The organism is Histidinibacterium lentulum (genome assembly GCF_003789055.1).
GTDB classification, from domain to species: Bacteria; Pseudomonadota; Alphaproteobacteria; order Rhodobacterales; family Rhodobacteraceae; genus Oceanicola; species Oceanicola lentulus.
This window is the reverse complement of the sequence record NZ_ML119089.1, coordinates 91,938-110,438: the sequence shown is the minus strand read 5'-3', so window position 1 is coordinate 110,438 and position 18,501 is coordinate 91,938. Positions and strand designations below refer to the sequence as shown.

The following is an 18,501-nucleotide window of genomic DNA, read 5'->3' as shown; positions in this document are numbered from 1 at the left end:
TGAACGAAGAGATCCGGCGCGCGGGCGAGCAGACATCCCCCCAGGTGGCGCGCGCAGTCGGACATCCCGCGAGGGACGAAGGCGGTGGATCGAGTGTTGGCAGCCACTCGATCCACCGTTTTCAGTTTTAGCTTATCCACAGCGCCTGGGGAAGAAGAAGCGGGGTCCGCGAGCGTGGCGGTCGGATTTGCCGGGACATACCACCAGAAGGTGGACGGCAAGGGGAGGGTTTCGGTCCCCCTGAAGATGCGTCGCGTGATCGAAGCCGGTGATCCCGACTGGGACACGGAGAAGGGCGGGACCGTCCATCTCGTGTTCGGCAGTCACCTGAAGGGCTACGTCCAGGGTTACACCGTCGCGCAGTTCGCCCGGCTGGAGGAGCGCATCCTCTCGCTGAAGGAATCGAACCCGATGCGCGACCGGATGCAGCGCATGATCCTCGGGAAATCGACACCTCTCGACGTGGACAAGTCCGGCCGCACGATCCTTCCCAAGGAGATCCGCGAGAAACTGGGTGTCGACGACGCGGGCATGGACCTGCGTTATGTCGGCCTCGGCGACCGGTTCGAGGTCTGGCCGGCACCGGACTATGTCGAGCGTGTCGAGGTCGAGGACGAAGCCTGGCTGGCCGAGCAGGGCGAGGGCTTCAACCTTCTGGCCGCGCTGGCAGAGGACTGACGCCATGGCGGCGGCGTCTCACGTCCCCGTTCTCATCGACCCGCTGATCGCGGCCGTCTCCCCGATTGCGGGAACCTGGCTTGACGGTACCTTCGGCGCAGGGGGTTACGCACGCGCTCTGCTGGACGCGGGCGCGGAGCATGTCATCGGGATCGACCGGGACCCGCTGGCGCACGAGATGGCCGTCTGGGCACGGGAAGACCCCCGGCTGACGCTGGTGCAGGACACCTTTTCTAGCCTCGACTCTCACGGGCAGGCCCTGCAGGGCGTGGTGCTGGACCTCGGGGTCAGCTCCATGCAGCTCGACCAAGCGGAGCGGGGCTTTTCCTTTCAGTCGGACGGTCCCCTCGACATGCGGATGAGCCAGGAAGGGCCGACGGCTGCGGACATACTCAACGGAGCGACGGAGGAGATGCTGGCGGACATCCTCTATCACTATGGAGAGGAACGGGCTTCGCGCCGGATCGCGCGGGCGATCGTGGCCGCGCGGCCGCTCAAGACCACGGCCGAGCTGACCGCCATCGTGGAGCGCTGCCTGCCGCGCCCGAAACCGGGGCAGTCCCATCCGGCGACGCGGAGTTTCCAGGCGCTCCGGATCGCGGTGAACGCGGAGTACGGAGAGCTGGCTAAAGGGCTGACCGCAGCCGAGAGGGCGCTCGCGCCGGGCGGAGCCCTGGCGGTCGTGACCTTCCATTCCGTGGAGGATCGCATGGTCAAGCGCTTCATGCAGTCCCGTTCGGGCCAGACCGGCGGGCCGAGCCGCCATGCGCCCGTTGTGGAGAGTGCGCCGCCGGCCTTCGAGATCGTCACGAAGAAGGCCGTCGGACCGACGCCAGAGGAAGTCGCCCGCAATCCGCGCGCGCGGTCGGCAAAGCTGCGCATTGCCCGGCGAACCGACGCGCCGGCCGCGGCCATCGATCCCGCCAGCATTGCAATGCCCATCGTCAAGGGACTGAACTCATGAGAACGCTCATGTATCTGTGCACGGCGCTTGCCGTGATCGGCCTCGCCTACTGGGCCTACCGGCAGAACTACCAGACCCAGGAGGCCATCGCCGAGGTGCGCGAACTGCACCGGGAGATCGGTCGCGCGCATCAGAGGCTGGGCGTTCTGAGGGCCGAATGGGCCTATCTCAACCGTCCCGACCGGCTGCGCGACCTTGCCGATCTGAACTATGACCGGCTGGGACTCCTGCCGCTCATGCCCGAGGCCTTTGCCGATGTGGAACGGGTGAACTTCCCGCTGCCGACCTTCTCGCACATTACCGACCCGGTTCAGATTTCCCACGAAGACGGGATGGAGTTCCCATGATCCGCCGACCCCTGCGCCCTCTGGCCCGAATCCTGCGCGCGCGTGCGGAGGGAGGGAATCCCGACGCCATCGAGGCAGAGAACAAGCGGCTGCGGCACGAGGAGATGCGCGACCGGGACCGGGCCAGGGCCGAAGGCCGGCTCGTGGTACTGGGTGCGATGTTCTTTCTCGCCTTTGCTTCAATCGGGGGGCGCATGGGCGTGCTCGCGGCCTCCGAGGCCGCCGAGCCGACTGCGAGCGCGGGCGGAAACCCGGTGATCGCGACGCGGGCCGATATCGTGGACCGCAACGGGCGAATCCTCGCCACGAATCTCGACACGCATTCGCTCTACGTCCATCCGCGCGAGGTGGTCGATGCGGAAGCCGCCAAGGCCGGTCTTGCGGAGATCTTTCCGGAGATGACGCCCGAGGAGCTCGACGGACTCTTCGACACCGACCGCGCGTTCCGCTGGGTCCGGACGGAAATCAGCCCCGAGCAGATGCAGGCCGTGTTCGAGATCGGCGAGCCGGGGCTTCTGTTCGGCCCGCGCGAGATGCGGCTTTACCCGAACGGGCCGGTTGCGGCCCACATTCTCGGGGGCACGAAATACGGCGAGCAGTGGGTCGACATGGCGGAGATCGAGGGCACGGCCGGCGTCGAGAAGCATTTCGACGCCTACCTTCGCGATCCTGCCAACGAAGGCGCGCCGCTCATGCTGTCGATCGACCTCACGGTGCAGTCGGCAGTCGAGGAGGTGCTGGCGGGCGGCATGATGCTGATGAACGCCAAGGGCGCCTCGGCCGTCCTGATGGACGCACAAACCGGCGAGATCCTCTCGATGGTCAGCCTGCCGGACTTCGACCCGAACAACCGGCCCGTGGCCACGATGGGCGACCGCGCAGACAGCCCGATCTTCAACCGCGCCCTCCAAGGGCTCTACGAACTCGGCTCGGTGTTCAAGATCTTCCCCGTGGCGCAGGCGCTGGAACTGGGACTGGTGGGGCCGGAAACTATGATCGACACCCAGGGTCCGATGCGGATCGGGGGATTTCCGATACGCGATTTCCGCAACTACGGGCCGCAACTGTCGACCACCGACGTCATCGTGAAGTCCTCGAACATCGGGACGGCGCGACTCGCCATCCAGATCGGAGCGGAGCGGCAGCGGGAATTCCTGCGCAATCTCGGTCTGCTAGAGCCGACGCCCGTCGAGATGGTGGAGGCGACCACGGCGCGACCGCAGTTTCCGGCGGACCGGAACTGGGGCGAGGCCTCGATCGGCACGATCTCCTACGGGCACGGCATCTCGTCCTCGCCCGTTCATCTCGCGCAGGCCTATGCCACCATCGTCAACGGCGGCACCCGGGTCGAGGCGACGCTCCTGCGCCGGACCGGGCCGGTGCCGGGCGAGCGGGTCATCTCGGAACGGGTCTCTGCGATCATGCGGCAGATGCTGCGGCTGGTCGTCTCCGCCGACCACGGCACGGCAAGCTTCGCCGAGGTTCCGGGCTATCGGGTCGGCGGCAAGACCGGCACCGCCGACAAGCCCGATGCGCGGGGCCGGTACTATGACGACAAGGTCATCGCGACCTTCGCCAGCGTCTTTCCGGCCGACGATCCGCAGTACGTTCTCGTGGTCTCGCTCGACGAGCCGGTGGAGACGAGCGGCGACCTCCCACGGCGCACGGCGGGATGGACGGCGGTGCCAGTCGCGGCCGAGATCATCCGGCGCGCGGCTCCGCTGCTGGGGCTCAGGCCCGACATGGACAGTCTGCGGCCGACGGGTGTAACTCTCACCGCGGATTGACCACGGGGGGTGCGCATGTCGAGCGCAAGGCCGGATGAACAGAGCAAGACCCTCGGTGACCTCGGCCTGACGGCCCTGGGAGGACGCGAGGTGCGGATCACCGGTCTCGCGGTGGACAGCAGGGAGATCCGGCCGGGCTATCTCTTTGCCGCCCTGCCCGGAAGCCAGGTTCACGGCGCGCAGTTCGCCTCCACCGCGCTCGACAACCAGGCCGCCGCGATCCTGACCGATGCCGAGGGTGCGCGTATTGCCGGACCGGCGATCGAAGCGGCGGATGCCGCCGTTGTCGTCGCGGAAGATGCCCGCCAGACGCTCGCTCAGACCGCGGCGCTGTGGTTCGGTCGGCACCCCGGAACGGTGGTGGCGGTGACCGGCACCAACGGCAAGACCTCCGTTTCCACCTTCTGCCGCCAGATCTGGGTCGAAATGGGCGAGGCGGCGGTGAACCTCGGCACGACCGGCGTCGAGGGGGTCTGGACCCACGGGCTCCGGCATACGACGCCCGACCCGATCACGCTGCACCGGGTTCTGGCGGAGGCTGCACGCAATGGAGTGACCCATGTGGCGATGGAGGCCTCGTCGCACGGCCTCGACCAGCGCCGGCTCGACGGAATGGTGCTCGCGGCGGCGGGGTTCACGAACCTCACCCAGGACCATCTCGACTATCACGAGACGCTGGAGGCCTATTTCGACGCCAAGGCGGGGCTGTTCACCCGGGTTCTTGCCGATGACGGCGTCGCCGTCATCAATCTCGACAACGACCGCGGGCGGCTCATGGCGCAGATCGCCGAAGAACGCGGGCAAGAGGTCATCGGGATCGGCCGGTCAGAGAAGGCCCGGCTCCGGTTGCTTGGCCAACGGTTCGACGCCACCGGTCAGGAGCTTCGGTTCACCTGGCAGGGCCGGACGAAGCTGATGCGACTGAACCTCGTGGGCGGGTTCCAGGCGGAGAACGTCCTCATGGCTGCGGGCCTCGTGATCGGCGCAGGGGGCGACGCAGCGGAGGTTTTCGACACGTTGCCGCGGCTTGCCACGGTCCGGGGGCGGATGCAACTCGCGGCGACACGGGACAACGGGGCGGCGGTCTTCGTGGATTACGCCCACACGCCCGATGCCGTGTCGACCGCGATCACGGCCCTTCGGCCTCATGTCATGGGCCGGATCGTGGCCATCGTCGGCGCCGGAGGCGACAGGGACCGCGGCAAGCGCCCGCTGATGGGAGCCGCGGCGGCGGATCATGCGGATGCGGTGATCGTCACCGACGACAACCCTCGCTCGGAGGACCCCGCAGAGATCCGTGCGGCGGTGCTCGCGGGCGCGCCAGGCGCGCTGGAAGTGGCCGACCGGGCCGAAGCGATCCTGCGCGGCGTGGACATGCTGGAGGCAGGCGACACGCTGCTGATCTGCGGCAAGGGACACGAGACCGGGCAGGTGGTCGGCACGGCCATCCACCCGTTCGACGATGTCGAGCAGGCCTCGGTCGCCGTTGCGGCTTTGGACGGGCATATCTGATGGCGCTGTGGACTTCGGAGGAGGCCGCCCGGGCCACCGGGGGGCGCAATCTGTGCGACTGGCGGGCCGGTGGCGTCTCGATCGACACGCGCACCCTCTCACCGGGTGACCTCTTCGTGGCGCTGACGGCGGCCCGCGACGGGCACGATTTCGTCGCGCAGGCGCTGGACGCCGGAGCTGCGGCGGCGCTTGTCTCCCGCGTGCCCGATGGCGTGGCCGAGGACGCGCCGCTTCTCCTGGTCGATGACGTGCAGGGGGCGCTCGAGGCGTTGGGCCGTGCGGCACGGGCGCGCACCCGGGCGCGCGTCGTAGCGGTTACGGGATCGGTGGGCAAGACCTCGACCAAGGAGATGCTGCGGGCGGCCCTCGCGCCCTCGGGGCGGGTCCATGCGGCGGAGGCCTCCTACAACAACCACTGGGGCGTGCCGCTGACGCTGGCGCGGATGCCCGCCGAGACAGATTTCGCGGTGATCGAGATCGGGATGAACCATCCCGGCGAGATCGCGCCGCTCTCGGCCCAGGCCCGGCCCGACGTGGTGATGATCACCACCGTGGCGCCCGCGCATCTCGAGGCATTCGACGACATCGAGGGTATCGCGGCCGAGAAGGCCTCCATCGTGGAAGGGCTGGAGGAGGGGGGCGTCGCGGTGCTGAACGGCGACATTCCGACCGCGGCGATCCTTCTCGAGGCGGCTCGCGCCAGGGGTGCGAGGACCCTGACCTTCGGGGCGGGTGCGACCAACCACCATCGCCTGCTGGAGGTGCAGGTGAGGGCGGGAGCGACGGTGGGGACTGCACGGCTCTGGCGAACTCCGGTGCACCTGAAGGTCGCCACCGAAGGCCGGCATTTCGCACTTAATGCCCTCGGGGTCATGGCGGTCGTCGGTGCCCTCGGCGCGGACCGCACCCGCGCGCTGATGGCCCTCGCCTCATGGGCGCCGCCGGCGGGGCGCGGCGCTCGGGAGGTGCTGACGCTGGACGACGGGGTGACGGCGGGGACCATCGACCTGATCGACGACGCCTTCAACGCCAATCCCGCTTCCATGGCGGCTGCCCTCGCCGTGCTGGCGGCGGCGGCGCCCAGGGACAACGTGGGCCGCATCGGCAAGGGCCGCCGCATCGCCATCCTCGGCGACATGCTGGAACTGGGTCCTTCGGAGGCGGACCTCCACGCCGCCCTCGCGGCGGATCCCGCCATGGACTCCGTCGACTGCGTGCATTGCGTCGGCCCCCGGATGCGCCACCTTCATGCCGCCCTGCCGGAAGGCCGCCGCGGGCGCTGGACCGGCCATGCCCAAAGCCTCGCCGAGGACGCCGCCCATCTCGTGGATCCGGGTGACGTGGTGCTCGTCAAGGGGTCAAAGGGCAGCAGGGTCTCGCTCGTCGTTGACGCCATCCGAAAACTGGGGCATCGCACCGAAACCCCCGACCAGGAGACCTGAGGGCTATGCTCTATCTGCTCACCAACTACTCGGATGGCGGGGATTTTTTCAATCTTTTCAGATATATCACGTTCCGTGCCGGCGGCGCCTTCCTGACCGCCCTCGTCTTCGGCTTCCTCTTCGGTCCACCCCTGATCAACGTGCTGCGCAAGCGGCAGGGCAAGGGCCAGCCGATCCGCGCGGACGGTCCGGAGGGGCATTTCTCGAAGGCCGGCACACCCACCATGGGCGGGCTTCTGATCGTCGGGGCGCTGACCACCTCGACCCTCCTTTGGGCGCGGCTCGACAACCCCTTCGTGCTGATGACGCTTTTCGTGACGCTGTCCTTCGCCCTGATCGGATTTGCCGACGATTATGCCAAGGTGACAAAGCAGAGTTCGGCGGGCGTGTCGGGCAGGGTGCGGCTGCTCCTTGGGTTCGCGATCGCGGCGCTCGCGGGCTGGTGGGCGGCGCAGTACCACCCCGAGGAGCTGACGAACCAGCTCGCGGTGCCGATCTTCGCCGATTTCCTGCTGAACCTGGGATGGCTCTTCGTGCCCTTCGCGGTGATCGTCATCGTCGGCGCGGCCAATGCGGTGAACCTGACGGACGGGCTCGACGGGCTGGCGATCATGCCGGTGATGATCGCGGCCGGCACATTCGGCGTCATCGCCTATGCCGTGGGCCGGATCGATTTTACCGAGTATCTGGGCGTCCATTACGTGCCCGGCACCGGCGAGATCCTGATCTTCGCCGCGGGCCTGATCGGCGGCGGGCTCGGCTTCCTGTGGTACAATGCGCCGCCGGCGGCGGTCTTCATGGGGGATACCGGCAGCCTTGCGTTGGGCGGGGCGCTGGGAGCGATCGCGGTGGCCACCAAGCACGAGATCGTGCTGGCCATCGTCGGCGGCCTCTTCGTGGTAGAGGCGCTGTCGGTCATCATCCAGGTGCTCTATTTCAAGCGCACCGGCAAGCGGGTCTTCCTGATGGCGCCGATCCACCACCACTACGAGAAGAAGGGCTGGGCCGAACCGCAGATCGTGATCCGGTTCTGGATCATCTCGCTCATCCTCGCGATGATCGGGCTCGCCACGCTGAAGGTGCGCTGATCCCGGCGCTCTTCGGGCCTGAAATATCCTGGGGGTGCGGGGGCAAAGCCCCCGCGGATCGCCGCCGGAGGCGGCGAAACCCCTCCATCCGGAGCTGTCGATGATCCCTGTGCGCGGCTATGAAGACCAGACCATCGCGATCCTCGGCCTCGGTCGGTCCGGCCTCGCCACCGCGCGGGCGGCTCTGGCGGGCGGCGCCCGGGTCGTGGCCTGGGACGACGGTCCGGCGGGCCGGGCGGCGGCCGAGGCGGAGGGGATCGCCCTCGCCGACTTCTCCCGTCCGGACGGGCTCGAGGGGGTCGCGGTGCTCGTGGTTTCTCCGGGTATCCCGCATCTCTACCCCGCCCCCCATCCCGCGATCCGCGCAGCCATGGAGGCGGGCGTGCCGGTGGACAACGACGTGGGCCTCTTCTTCCGGTCGGTGGCGCTGTCCGACTGGCACGAGATGGACCGGCCGCCCCGGATCGTCGCCATCACCGGCTCGAACGGCAAGTCCACCACCTCCGCGCTGCTGCATCATGTGCTGACCGAGGCGGGACTGCAAAGCCAACTGGCCGGTAACATCGGACGCGGCGTGCTCGATATCGCGCCGCCTCCGGACGGCGGGCTGGTGGTGCTGGAGCTGAGTTCCTACCAGACGGACCTCGCGCGGGCGCTGACGCCTGACATCGCGGTGTTCACGAACCTCACGCCCGATCACCTCGACCGGCATGGCGGGCTCGGCGGGTATTTTGCCGCGAAACGCCGCCTTTTCGCCGAAGGCGGTCCCGACAGGGCGGTGGTGGGCATCGACGAACCGGAGGGGCTGTATCTGGCGAACCAGCTTGTCGAGGGCCGGGGCGACGACCGGTTGATCCGGGTGTCGGTCACGCAGAAGCTGACAGAGGGCTGGGCGGTCTTCGCCAGGAAGGGCTTTCTTTCGGAGTACCGCAGGGGGCGGCAGGCGGCATCCATCGACCTTCGGCACATCGCAGGCCTTCCGGGCGTCCATAACCACCAGAACGCCTGTTCGGCCTATGGCGCCGCACGCTGCCTCGGGCTCGCTCCGCGCGTGATCGGCGCGGCCTTCGAGACCTATCCCGGCCTTCCCCACCGCAGCCAGGTGATCGCCGTCCGGAACTGCGTGACCTGGGTGAACGACAGCAAGGCCACGAATGTGGACAGCGCCGCGAGGGGGCTTGAGGCCTATCCGCGGATCCGCTGGATCTGCGGCGGGCTGGAGAAGGAGGGTGGGCTCGCCGCGCTTCTGCCCTCGGCCGGGTCGGTGGTGAAGGCCTATGTCATAGGCCGTGAGGCAGAGGCCTTTGCCATGCAGCTGACCGGAATCGAGGCGGAGGTCTGTACCACTATGGCCCGCGCCGTCGAGCGGGCCGCAGAGGAGGCGGAACCGGGTGATGTAGTGCTGCTGGCGCCCGCCGCGGCGAGCTTCGACCAGTACGACAACTTCGAACGGCGCGGCGAGGATTTCGCGATGCTGGTCGAAGCCCTGAGTTGACGTGCGCTCAGTAGCCCGGGCTTCACCCCGGCCGCCCGGCCGGAAGCCACCCCCGGCGCCTCAGCCCCCCGTATGACTCATGTGACGGCTGACCCGGCCATCCACGCTTTGGCGCGAATAGTCGAAGTCATGGCCTTTCGGCTTCAGCGCGATGGCGGCGCGGATGGCGTCCTCGAGCGGGGCATCGGCCTCCGAGGCCCGCAGGGGCGCGCGAAGGTCGGAATGGCCCTCCTGACCGAGGCAGGTGTAGATCTCTCCGGTGCAGGTGACCCGCACCCGGTTGCAACTTTCGCAGAAATTGTGGCTGAGCGGGGTGATGAAGCCGATCTTCTGGCCCGTCTCCTCCAGCCGGACATAGCGCGCGGGTCCGCCGGTGCTCTCAGGAAGGTCGGTGAGGCTATAGCGTTCGGCGAGCCGTCTGCGGAGGTGGCTCAGCGGCCAGTACTGGCCCAGCCTGTCCTCGTTGCCGATGTCGCCCATGGGCATGACCTCGATCCAGGTCAGGTCCATGCCGCGCGCGGCGCAGAACTCCGTCAGGGTGAACAGCTCGTCCTCGTTGAAGCCCTTGAGCGCCACGGCGTTCAGTTTAACCCTCAGTCCCGCCGATTGGGCGGCGTCGAGCCCGCGCAGCACTTGCGGCAGGCGGCCCCAGCGCGTGATCTCGGCGAATTTCGCCTCGTTGAGCGTGTCGAGCGAGACGTTGATCCGGCGCACTCCCAGAGAGGCCAGATCGACGGCAAAGCGTTCCAGCTGCGAGCCGTTCGTGGTCAGCGTCAGCTCCTTCAGCGCGCCGCTGTCGAGGTGGCGCGACATGGCCCGGAAGAATGTCAGGATATCCCGCCGGACAAGAGGCTCCCCGCCGGTGATGCGCAGCTTTTCGACGCCGAGCCGGATAAAGGCCGAGCATAGCCGGTCGAGCTCTTCCAGCGTCAGCAGCTCCTTCTTCGGAAGAAAGGTCATTGTCTCCGACATGCAATAGACGCAGCGGAAATCGCAGCGGTCGGTGACCGACAGGCGCAGGTAACGGATAGCGCGGTGAAAGGGATCGACGAGCGGGGCAGTCATGTGCGGAACCTATGGGCCGTCCGATGCGGTGACAAGCCGCCCCGGCCGGTTGCCTCCGGCGGGTGGGGCTTTTAGGCTGGTCCCATGCGCGCTCTGCCGATCCTCTCTCTCGTTGCGCTCGCCGGTTGCGCGGGTCCGTCTCTGCCTGGATTCGACTTTCCGGGCAGTCTCACCGCCACACCGCAAGCGGCCGAGCCCACGGGTGCACCGCTTTCCGCGCTTTCGGCACCCGAGCCGACCCTCGACCCCGATCCACCGCCGCCTCCGCCCGAGACTGCGCGTACTGTGGAGGATTTCGACACCACGACCGAGGAAGACCGCGCCGAGGCGGTGGCCGCGCCAGAACCGGAGGCCGAGAGCGAAGCGCTTGGGGTTACACAGGCCACTCTCGGCTCTCCTGCCGATCCCGGCATCTGGGTCAAGACGCCCCTCGTGAGCGAGGCCGTGATGGGCCGGGTCGAATATCAGGGCAGGTCGGTGAACGTCGAACTGCGGCCGTCCGGCGGCGAAGTGGGGGCGGGCAGCCAGATCAGCCTTGCGGCGATGCGGCTCATCGAGGCGCCGCTGACCGAGATCGTGGAGCTTTCCGTCTTTCGCTGATCACTCGACGGTGACGGATTTTGCCAGGTTCCGGGGCTGGTCCACGTCCGTGCCCTTCTCGACTGCCGTGTGATAGGCCAGCAATTGCACCGGGATCGCATGAAGGATCGGGGCCAGGAACGGCGCGACCTCCGGCAGGATCAGCGTCTCCCAGACGCCATCCCCGGCGGCAGAGGCTCCTTCAGCATCGGTGATCAGCAGGACCCGGCCGCCGCGCGCCATGACCTCCTGCATGTTGCTCACCGTCTTGTCGAAGAGCGTGTCCGTAGGGGCCATGACCACAACAGGCACATGCTCGTCGATCAGCGCGATCGGACCGTGCTTCAGTTCGCCAGATGCGTAAGCTTCGGCGTGGATATAGCTGATTTCCTTCATCTTCAGCGCGCCTTCAAGGGCGAGAGGATACATTGCTCCGCGTCCGAGGAAGAGCACGTCACGAGCCTCGGCGACGCGCCGGGCGAGGCGGCCGATCCGCTCTTCAAGGGCGAGTGCATGGTTGATCAGGCCGGGCAGGGCGCGCAGTTCCGTCAGACGGCCCGTGACCTCCTCTTCGGTCAGCGTACCGCGCTGCCGGGCGGCCTCGAGCGCCAGGAGCAGGAGGACCACCAGCTGGCAGGTGAACGCCTTCGTCGAGGCCACCCCGATCTCCGCCCCGGCATGGATCGGAAAGACGAGGTCGCTGTCGCGGGCGATCGAGCTTTCGGTCACGTTCACGACCGCGCCGATGGTCGAGATCTTGCCCTTGCAGTACCGCAGGGCCGCCAGCGTGTCGGCGGTCTCCCCCGATTGGGATACGAAAAGTGCCGCGGACGCCGGGTCGAGCGGCGGTTCGCGGTAGCGGAACTCCGAGGCGACGTCGATGTCGACGGGGATGCGGGCCAGCGCCTCGAACCAGTACTTCGCGGTATAGCAGGCGTAATGGCCGGTGCCGCAGGCCACGAGCGTCAGCCGGTCGAGAGTATTGAAATCAAGGCCCGGTGCGGGCAGGTCAATGCGCCCGTTATCGAGATAGGCGTCGAGCGTTCGCGTGATGACCGCTGGCTGCTCGGCGATTTCTTTGGCCATGAAATGTCGGAAACCGGCCTTGTCGACAAGCGCCTGTTCCGGCCGCACGGTCCGGATCGCGCGCTCCACCGGATGGCCGCCCGCATCGGTGATCTCGACCGACGTGCGCGTGACGACAGCGAAATCGCCTTCCTCGAGGTAGGTGATCCGGTCGGTGAGCGGGCCCAGCGCGAGCGCGTCGGAGCCGACGAACATCTCGCCGTTCCCGTACCCGATCGCCAGCGGAGAGCCCTTGCGCGCGGCAATGAGGAGGTCAGGCTCGCCGTCGAAGAGGAAGGCGAGTGCATAGGCGCCTTCGAGCCGGGCCACTGTCGCTGCGGCGGCCTCGCGAGGGGACAGGCCGCGGGCGAGGTGATGCTCCGTCAGAAGGGCCACGGTTTCCGTGTCGGTCTCTGTCTGGCAGGTGAGGCCCGACGCCTCAAGTTCGGACCGCAACGCCTTGTAGTTCTCGATGATTCCGTTGTGGACGACGGCGACCTTGCCGCCGCCGTGGGGATGCGCGTTTGCCTCTGTCGGCGCGCCGTGGGTCGCCCAGCGGGTATGCCCGATCCCTGCCTTGCCGCGCAGGGGCGCGTGGACGAGGGCGTCGGACAGGTTCACGAGCTTGCCGACCGCGCGGCGGCGCGTCAGCGCGGTGCCGTCGACCGTGGCGATGCCCGCGCTGTCATAGCCGCGATATTCCAGCCGCTTCAGGGCCTCGACGAGGAGGGGGGCTGCCTCGTGATTGCCGAGAACACCGACGATCCCGCACATGGTCTAATCCTTTTTCCCTTTGAGGGCCCGCAGCTTCTGGAAGTATCTTCGTGCAAATCCAGCCTTGGTTTCCTGCCGCGCCCGGGAAATGGCGAGCGCGCCGTCGGGCACGTCGGAAGTGACGACCGATCCCGAGGCGGTCATCGCCTCGGCGCCCACCGTGACGGGCGCGACCAACATGGTGTTCGAGCCGATGAAGGCGCCCGCGCCGACGGTGGTCCTGTGCTTGAAGACCCCGTCATAATTGCAGGTGATCGTCCCGGCGCCGACATTGGCGCCCGCGCCGATCTCCGCATCGCCGATGTAGCTGAGATGATTGATCTTTGCGCCCTCGGCCACGACCGCGTTCTTGACCTCGACGAAATTGCCGACGCGCACGCCCTCGGACAGTTCCGCGCCGGGGCGAAGGCGCGCATAGGGGCCGACGACAGCGCCGCGGCTGACATGGCACCCCTCGAGATGGGAGAAGGCGCGGATGGTTGCGCCCGTCTCGACCGTGACACCGGGGCCGAAGACCACATGAGGCTCGATCACCGCGTCCCGGCCGATGCAGGTGTCCTGGGCGAAGAAGACGGTCTCCGGCGCCACGAGGGTGACCCCGGCCTCAAGCGCCTCGGCGCGGGCGCGGGTCTGGAAGATCGCTTCGGCGGCAGAAAGTTCCACGCGGGTGTTCACACCGAGTGTCTCGCTCTCGTCGCAGGTCACCACTCCCGCGGACAGGCCGCGGTCCCGCGCGAGGGCGACGATGTCGGTCAGGTAGTACTCGCCCGCGGCATTGTCGTTCGACAGGTCTGCGACGAGGGACAGGAGCGTCGCGGAGTCTGCGGCGACAAGGCCTGAGTTGCAGAGGGTTATGGCGCGTTCTTCGTCGGTCGCGTCCTTGAATTCGACGATCCGGAGCAGGGCCTCTTCCTTGGTCACGAGCCGACCGTAGCGGCCCGGATCAGCGGCCTCGAACCCGAGGACAACGACGTCATGCTGGGCGCGGGCCTCGGCGAGGCGGCGCAGCGTCTCGGGCCGCACGAAGGGTGTGTCGCCGTAGAGCACCACGGCGTCGCCCGCAAACCCCTCGAGCGCAGGCGCCGCCTGGGCCACCGCGTGGCCGGTGCCCAGTTGCTCGGTCTGCTCGGCCACTTCGGCCTCGGGCGCCCAGTGGGCCGTAGCCTTGCGCACCTCGTCCGCGCCATGGCCCGCCACCACGACGATACGCGACGGCTCCAGAGCGCGGCCCGTGGCAAGGGCATGGGCCAGAAGCGGCGCGCTGCCGATCTCGTGCAGCACCTTGGGGCGGTCCGACTCCATGCGGCTGCCCTTGCCCGCCGCCAGAACGATGAGTGCCGTTGCCATGTCCGCCTGTCCCTTGGTCTTGGGCCCGTATCTACCGCGTGACGCAGCCCGCGCAACCGCGCGCCTTTCACTTCTCGTGTCGTCGGGTTACGTCGCGGGCATGCGTTCAGTCATCTTCGATCTCGACGGCACCCTCGCCGACACCTCCGCCGATCTGATCGCGGCGGCCAATGCCTGTCTCAGGAGCCTGGGACGAGAGGAGCTCGACCCGGCGCGCGATGCCGAGACCGCGTTTCGCGGAGGACGTGCGATGCTGCGTGCGGGCGGGCTCTCGGAGGACGAGGTGGAGGGGCAGTATCCGCTGCTGCTCGACCGTTACGGGGCGGCGCTCTGCGTGGAGACACGGCTTTATCCCGGCGCGATGGAGGCCGTCGCGCGGCTGAGCGGCGCGGGTTATGCCGTCGGCATCTGCACCAACAAGCCCGAGGCCCTGGCCGAGGCGCTGCTGGTCGCGCTCGGCGTGCGGGACGCGTTCGGCGCTCTCGTCGGTGCCGACACGCTGCCGGTCAGGAAACCGGACCCCGCGCCGCTCACGGAAGCCGTCCGCAGATTGGGCGGCGATCCACGGCGGACCTGTCTTGTGGGCGATACGGACACCGACCGCCATACCGCCGCTGCCGCGGGCGTGCCGTCGATCCTCGTGGAGTTCGGGCCTTCGGGCGACCGCGTGAAGGCCCTGCTTCCCGAGGCAACGATCGGGCATTTCGACGCGCTTTTCGACGTGGTGAAGGCTCTCGACCTCTGAGGCGTTGACCGGGCTGACGCTGCGGCCCATGACTGCGGGCATGAGCGAACGGTTCACCGGAAGTTTCACCCAACAGGAACCCATTCCCGAGCAGGGGATCGAGGCGGCCCTCGCGGTCATGCGCAGCGGGAGGCTGCACCGGTACAACACGGTCTCCGGAGAACTCGCCGAGGTTGCGCTCCTCGAGCAGGAGTTCGCGAACTTCCTCGGGGCGCGCTACTGCCTCGCGACGGCCTCGGGCGGGTCGGCCATGACCACGGCCCTGCGCGCGGTGGGGATCGGGCCGGGGGACAGGGTGCTGACCAACGCCTTCACGCTGGCCCCGGTACCCGGGGCGATCGCGGGCGTGGGGGCGGCGCCGGTTTATGTCGAGACCACTGGGAACCTGCGGATCGACCTCGACGATCTGGAGGCGAAGGCTTGGGAGGCGCGGGTCCTGCTGCTCAGTCACATGCGCGGGCATCTGTGCGACATGGACCGGCTCATGGCGATCTGCGATGCGGCGGGCGTGCTGGTGATCGAGGATTGCGCCCACACGATGGGGGCGGCGTGGCGCGGCGTGCCGTCGGGGCGGCACGGGGCGGTCGGCTGCTATTCGACGCAGACCTACAAGCACATGAATTCGGGCGAGGGCGGGTTCCTCGTCACCGACGATGCGGAGATCGCTGCGCGGGCCATCGTGGGGTCGGGCAGCTACATGCTCTACGGGCGGCATCTTGCCGCGCCGGGGGAGGAGGTGTTCCGCCGGGTGCGGCTGGAGACGCCCAACGTGTCGAGCCGGATGGACAACCTGCGGGCGGCGATCCTGCGGCCGCAGCTGGCTGTGCTGCCGGACCAGTGCCGGCGCTGGACTGAGCGGTACCGGGTCGTGGAGGCGGGGCTGAGAGACACGCCGGGGCTGCGGCTGCCGGAGCGTCCGGAGGAGGAGAGCTTCGTCGGCTCGTCGATCCAGCTGCTGCTGGATGGCTGGGCGGCGGAGGATGTGCAGGCCGTTGTCGCGCGCTGCGCGGCGCGGGGGGTGGAGCTGAAGTGGTTCGGCGCGGCGGAGCCCGTGGCCTTCACGTCGCGGTACGACAGCTGGAGGTATGCGGAGGTGCCGCACCTGCCGCAGACGGACCGGGTGCTGGCGGGGCTTCTCGACATGCGGCTGCCGTTGACCTTCAGCCTCGAGGATTGCGCCCTGATCGCGCGGATCATCCGGGCGGAGGTGTCGGCGGTCTTTCAGGGGCGTGCCGCGGCGGAGTGAGGCAGGCGGCCCCGTTGACCGGCCCGGGGGTGCGGGATAAGCGGGGGGCGAGCGAGAAGGGAAGCGGTCATGGAAGAGTTGCTGCGAGAGTATCTGCCGATCGTGGTCTTCCTCGGCCTCGCCATCGTGCTGGGCCTCGTCTTCATCCTCGCCGCGGCGCTGGTGGCGGTCCGCAATCCGGACCCCGAGAAGGTGTCGGCCTACGAATGCGGGTTCAACGCCTTCGATGACGCGCGGATGAAGTTCGACGTGCGGTTCTATCTGGTGTCGATCCTGTTCATCATCTTCGATCTCGAGATCGCCTTTCTCTTTCCCTGGGCAGTGGCCTTCGGGGGGCTGTCGGATCTGGCGTTCTGGTCGATGATGGTCTTCCTCGGGGTGCTGACGATCGGCTTCGCCTACGAGTGGAAGAAGGGCGCGCTGGACTGGGAGTGAGGGCGTTTCACGATGAAACGCCTCACAACAGTCTGATCCTGAACGAGAAATTCGTTAGCGGCCGTTTTTTGGCGGGTGTGGGGTGCGCATGAACAGGCATCCTGCGCGGGCTGCGGCGCCTTGCGACGAGGGGCGGGTGCCGTCGGGGCGGGGCGGGCGGTGCGTTGAAAACGCACCCTACGGCGTTGTTCTGGGGCGGGGGAAGGTGCGCATGAACGCGCAGCCCTACGGGGTCGTGCGGGGACGGCGGGGCCGGCCCGGTGCGAATTGCCGCGCCCGCGTTGACCGGGCCAGGACGGCGCAGTATCTGACGGGCAAGCGGCGCGAGCCGTGCCCACCCCCGGGCCGAAAGGCCCGGACGACCCGGAGAGGACGACATGGGCGTTGCCACCACACCTTATGCGGCAGGCGAGGACCGGGAGGTCACGACGCAGGCGCTGAACAGGGAACTGCAGGACAAGGGCTTTCTCGTCACCTCGGCCGAGGACGTGATCAACTGGGCCCGCACCGGTTCGCTGCACTGGATGACCTTCGGACTGGCCTGCTGCGCCGTGGAGATGATGCATACCTCCATGCCCCGCTACGATCTGGAGCGGTTCGGCACCGCTCCTCGGGCAAGCCCGCGGCAGTCGGACCTCATGATCATCGCGGGCACGCTGACGAACAAGATGGCGCCGGCACTGCGCAAGGTCTACGACCAGATGCCCGAGCCGCGCTACGTCATCTCGATGGGCTCCTGCGCGAACGGCGGCGGATACTATCACTACAGCTACTCGGTGGTGCGCGGCGCCGACCGGGTCGTGCCGGTGGACATCTATGTCCCTGGCTGCCCTCCCACCGCGGAGGCACTGCTTTACGGCATCCTGCAGCTGCAGCGGAAGATCCGCCGCACCGGCACCATCGTCCGCTGAGGAGATCCGCAATGAGCGAAGCGCTGCGAGAACTGGGCGAGCATATCGAGGCGCGGCGTCCCGACTGCGTCGTGTCCTGGCAGGTGACGGGCGGTGAGCTGACGGTGGAGGCGACGCTGTCGAGCCTTGTCGGCTTCATCGACTTCCTGAAGACCGATCCGACCTGCCGGTTTTCCACGCTGATCGACATCACCGCCGTGGACTGGCCCGGCCGCGCGAAGCGGTTCGACATGGTCTATCATTTCCTGTCGATGTACCGGAACCACCGCATCCGGGTGAAGGTCGCCGTGCGCGAGGAGGACATGGTCCCCTCGATCACCCCGGTGCATCCCTCGGCCAACTGGTTCGAGCGCGAGGTCTTCGACATGTTCGGGCTGCTGTTCTCCGGCCATCCCGACCTGCGGCGCATCCTGACCGACTACGGCTTTCGCGGGCATCCGCTGCGCAAGGATTTTCCGACCACGGGCTATACCGAGGTCCGCTATGACGAGGAAAAGAAGCGCGTCGTCTACGAGCCGGTCAAGCTGGTGCAGGAGTACCGGCAGTTCGACTTCATGTCCCCCTGGGAAGGCGCGGATTATGTGCTTCCGGGCGACGAGAAAGGCGAGAGTGCGAAATGATGGACGGCGCGGGGTCTGCTGGCGAAGAGGCAGCGGTCCGCGCGGCGGCGTCCGCCTATTGCGTCGCGCTGCATGAGGCCGATGCCGCGACACTCGATGCGCTCTGTCATCCGCGGTTCGCAATGTCGGCGCCGACACCCGCCGGAACCGCGCTTCACTGGGACAAGGCCACGTTTCTGGAGCGGGTCGGCGGACGCGAGGCGTTCGGGGGCGACCCGGCTTTCGGGATCGAGGCGGTGGATGTGGCGGGCGGCGAGATCGCCCATGTGCGGCTTTGGGTGGATGTGCCGCCCCGGCGGTATTCGGATTACCTGGGCTTCGTGAAGCTCGGCGGCGAATGGAAACTGATCACCAAGCTGTACCGGACACTGTCCGGTCCTGCGCTGGAAGGGTGAGAGAAT

General features: G+C 68.0%; 18 protein-coding genes. 15 read left to right on the top strand and 3 right to left on the bottom strand.

Features of this window, described 5'->3' with window-relative positions; genetic code table 11:
* Positions 1-255 precede the first annotated feature (255 nt).
* From EAT49_RS16550 to murD, 8 genes are all read left to right on the top strand, one after another.
* Positions 256-678 carry a division/cell wall cluster transcriptional repressor MraZ gene (locus tag EAT49_RS16550; RefSeq protein ID WP_185020799.1) on the top strand — a complete coding sequence of 141 codons (423 nt, stop codon included), beginning with the start codon at positions 256-258 and terminating at the stop codon, positions 676-678.
* A 4-nt stretch (positions 679-682) separates the two neighbouring features.
* On the top strand, positions 683-1,642 hold the full coding sequence (gene rsmH, locus EAT49_RS16545; RefSeq protein WP_123643410.1) for a 16S rRNA (cytosine(1402)-N(4))-methyltransferase RsmH: 960 nt from the start codon (positions 683-685) through the stop codon (positions 1,640-1,642).
* Positions 1,639-1,989, top strand: a complete 351-nt coding sequence (ftsL, locus tag EAT49_RS16540; protein ID WP_123643409.1) for a cell division protein FtsL — start codon at positions 1,639-1,641, stop codon at positions 1,987-1,989. The genes rsmH and ftsL overlap by 4 nt, the downstream gene beginning before the upstream one ends.
* Complete coding sequence (locus EAT49_RS16535) at positions 1,986-3,776, top strand: peptidoglycan D,D-transpeptidase FtsI family protein (protein WP_123643408.1); 1,791 nt, start codon at positions 1,986-1,988, stop codon at positions 3,774-3,776. The genes ftsL and EAT49_RS16535 overlap by 4 nt, the downstream gene beginning before the upstream one ends.
* Before the next feature lie 15 nt (positions 3,777-3,791).
* Positions 3,792-5,288: a UDP-N-acetylmuramoyl-L-alanyl-D-glutamate--2,6-diaminopimelate ligase gene (locus tag EAT49_RS16530; RefSeq protein ID WP_123643407.1), complete on the top strand. Its 1,497-nt coding sequence runs from the start codon at positions 3,792-3,794 to the stop codon at positions 5,286-5,288.
* Complete coding sequence (locus EAT49_RS16525) at positions 5,288-6,730, top strand: UDP-N-acetylmuramoyl-tripeptide--D-alanyl-D-alanine ligase (RefSeq protein WP_123643406.1); 1,443 nt, start codon at positions 5,288-5,290, stop codon at positions 6,728-6,730. Before EAT49_RS16530 ends, EAT49_RS16525 begins: the two co-directional genes overlap by 1 nt.
* 5 nt (positions 6,731-6,735) lie before the next feature.
* Positions 6,736-7,818 (top strand): phospho-N-acetylmuramoyl-pentapeptide-transferase, encoded by a 1,083-nt coding sequence (mraY, locus tag EAT49_RS16520; protein WP_123643405.1) that lies wholly within the window; start codon positions 6,736-6,738, stop codon positions 7,816-7,818.
* Between the two features lie 100 nt (positions 7,819-7,918).
* Positions 7,919-9,313, top strand: a complete 1,395-nt coding sequence (gene murD / locus EAT49_RS16515; RefSeq protein ID WP_123643404.1) for a UDP-N-acetylmuramoyl-L-alanine--D-glutamate ligase — start codon at positions 7,919-7,921, stop codon at positions 9,311-9,313.
* Between the two features lie 60 nt (positions 9,314-9,373).
* Here the strand turns inward: murD and moaA are convergent, their stop codons facing one another.
* Entirely contained in the window at positions 9,374-10,378 is a 1,005-nt protein-coding gene (moaA, locus tag EAT49_RS16510; RefSeq protein WP_123643403.1) for a GTP 3',8-cyclase MoaA, read from the bottom strand.
* An 84-nt stretch (positions 10,379-10,462) separates the two neighbouring features.
* Here moaA and EAT49_RS16505 point away from each other — a divergent pair, with 84 nt between their 5' ends.
* A complete protein-coding gene (locus EAT49_RS16505; protein ID WP_185020798.1) occupies positions 10,463-10,978 on the top strand; it encodes a D-galactarate dehydratase in 516 nt (171 codons plus the stop codon).
* Here the strand turns inward: EAT49_RS16505 and glmS are convergent, their stop codons facing one another.
* Together glmS and glmU are read right to left on the bottom strand one after the other, a co-directional pair.
* Positions 10,979-12,796, bottom strand: coding sequence for a glutamine--fructose-6-phosphate transaminase (isomerizing) (gene glmS, locus EAT49_RS16500; RefSeq protein ID WP_123643402.1), 1,818 nt, complete (start codon positions 12,794-12,796; stop codon positions 10,979-10,981).
* A 3-nt stretch (positions 12,797-12,799) separates the two neighbouring features.
* Complete coding sequence (gene glmU / locus EAT49_RS16495; protein ID WP_123643401.1) at positions 12,800-14,143, bottom strand: bifunctional UDP-N-acetylglucosamine diphosphorylase/glucosamine-1-phosphate N-acetyltransferase GlmU; 1,344 nt, start codon at positions 14,141-14,143, stop codon at positions 12,800-12,802.
* A 100-nt stretch (positions 14,144-14,243) separates the two neighbouring features.
* Here glmU and EAT49_RS16490 point away from each other — a divergent pair, with 100 nt between their 5' ends.
* From EAT49_RS16490 to EAT49_RS16465, 6 genes are all read left to right on the top strand, one after another.
* Entirely contained in the window at positions 14,244-14,888 is a 645-nt protein-coding gene (locus EAT49_RS16490) for an HAD-IA family hydrolase (RefSeq protein WP_123643400.1), read from the top strand.
* A 40-nt stretch (positions 14,889-14,928) separates the two neighbouring features.
* Positions 14,929-16,134, top strand: coding sequence for a DegT/DnrJ/EryC1/StrS family aminotransferase (locus EAT49_RS16485; RefSeq protein ID WP_123643399.1), 1,206 nt, complete (start codon positions 14,929-14,931; stop codon positions 16,132-16,134).
* 69 nt (positions 16,135-16,203) lie between these two features.
* Positions 16,204-16,569, top strand: a complete 366-nt coding sequence (locus tag EAT49_RS16480; protein ID WP_123643398.1) for an NADH-quinone oxidoreductase subunit A — start codon at positions 16,204-16,206, stop codon at positions 16,567-16,569.
* Positions 16,570-16,946: 377 nt separating this feature from the next.
* Positions 16,947-17,480, top strand: a complete 534-nt coding sequence (locus tag EAT49_RS16475) for a NuoB/complex I 20 kDa subunit family protein (RefSeq protein WP_123643397.1) — start codon at positions 16,947-16,949, stop codon at positions 17,478-17,480.
* A gap of 11 nt (positions 17,481-17,491) precedes the next feature.
* Entirely contained in the window at positions 17,492-18,100 is a 609-nt protein-coding gene (locus EAT49_RS16470; RefSeq protein ID WP_123643396.1) for an NADH-quinone oxidoreductase subunit C, read from the top strand.
* The gene (locus tag EAT49_RS16465) at positions 18,097-18,495 is read left to right on the top strand and encodes a nuclear transport factor 2 family protein (RefSeq protein WP_123643395.1); all 399 of its coding nucleotides are present in this window, start codon (positions 18,097-18,099) and stop codon (positions 18,493-18,495) included. The genes EAT49_RS16470 and EAT49_RS16465 overlap by 4 nt, the downstream gene beginning before the upstream one ends.
* The last annotated feature ends 6 nt before the right edge of the window (positions 18,496-18,501 follow it).

Coding starts and splice junctions, on each gene's coding strand:
- rsmH (WP_123643410.1), top strand. CDS start 683: ATGGCGGCGGCGTCTCACGTCCCCGTTCTCATCGACCCGCTGATCGCG.
- ftsL (WP_123643409.1), top strand. CDS start 1,639: ATGAGAACGCTCATGTATCTGTGCACGGCGCTTGCCGTGATCGGCCTC.
- EAT49_RS16535 (WP_123643408.1), top strand. CDS start 1,986: ATGATCCGCCGACCCCTGCGCCCTCTGGCCCGAATCCTGCGCGCGCGT.
- EAT49_RS16530 (WP_123643407.1), top strand. CDS start 3,792: ATGTCGAGCGCAAGGCCGGATGAACAGAGCAAGACCCTCGGTGACCTC.
- EAT49_RS16525 (WP_123643406.1), top strand. CDS start 5,288: ATGGCGCTGTGGACTTCGGAGGAGGCCGCCCGGGCCACCGGGGGGCGC.
- mraY (WP_123643405.1), top strand. CDS start 6,736: ATGCTCTATCTGCTCACCAACTACTCGGATGGCGGGGATTTTTTCAAT.
- murD (WP_123643404.1), top strand. CDS start 7,919: ATGATCCCTGTGCGCGGCTATGAAGACCAGACCATCGCGATCCTCGGC.
- moaA (WP_123643403.1), bottom strand. CDS start 10,378: ATGACTGCCCCGCTCGTCGATCCCTTTCACCGCGCTATCCGTTACCTG.
- EAT49_RS16505 (WP_185020798.1), top strand. CDS start 10,463: ATGCGCGCTCTGCCGATCCTCTCTCTCGTTGCGCTCGCCGGTTGCGCG.
- glmS (WP_123643402.1), bottom strand. CDS start 12,796: ATGTGCGGGATCGTCGGTGTTCTCGGCAATCACGAGGCAGCCCCCCTC.
- glmU (WP_123643401.1), bottom strand. CDS start 14,143: ATGGCAACGGCACTCATCGTTCTGGCGGCGGGCAAGGGCAGCCGCATG.
- EAT49_RS16490 (WP_123643400.1), top strand. CDS start 14,244: ATGCGTTCAGTCATCTTCGATCTCGACGGCACCCTCGCCGACACCTCC.
- EAT49_RS16485 (WP_123643399.1), top strand. CDS start 14,929: ATGAGCGAACGGTTCACCGGAAGTTTCACCCAACAGGAACCCATTCCC.
- EAT49_RS16480 (WP_123643398.1), top strand. CDS start 16,204: ATGGAAGAGTTGCTGCGAGAGTATCTGCCGATCGTGGTCTTCCTCGGC.
- EAT49_RS16475 (WP_123643397.1), top strand. CDS start 16,947: ATGGGCGTTGCCACCACACCTTATGCGGCAGGCGAGGACCGGGAGGTC.
- EAT49_RS16470 (WP_123643396.1), top strand. CDS start 17,492: ATGAGCGAAGCGCTGCGAGAACTGGGCGAGCATATCGAGGCGCGGCGT.
- EAT49_RS16465 (WP_123643395.1), top strand. CDS start 18,097: ATGATGGACGGCGCGGGGTCTGCTGGCGAAGAGGCAGCGGTCCGCGCG.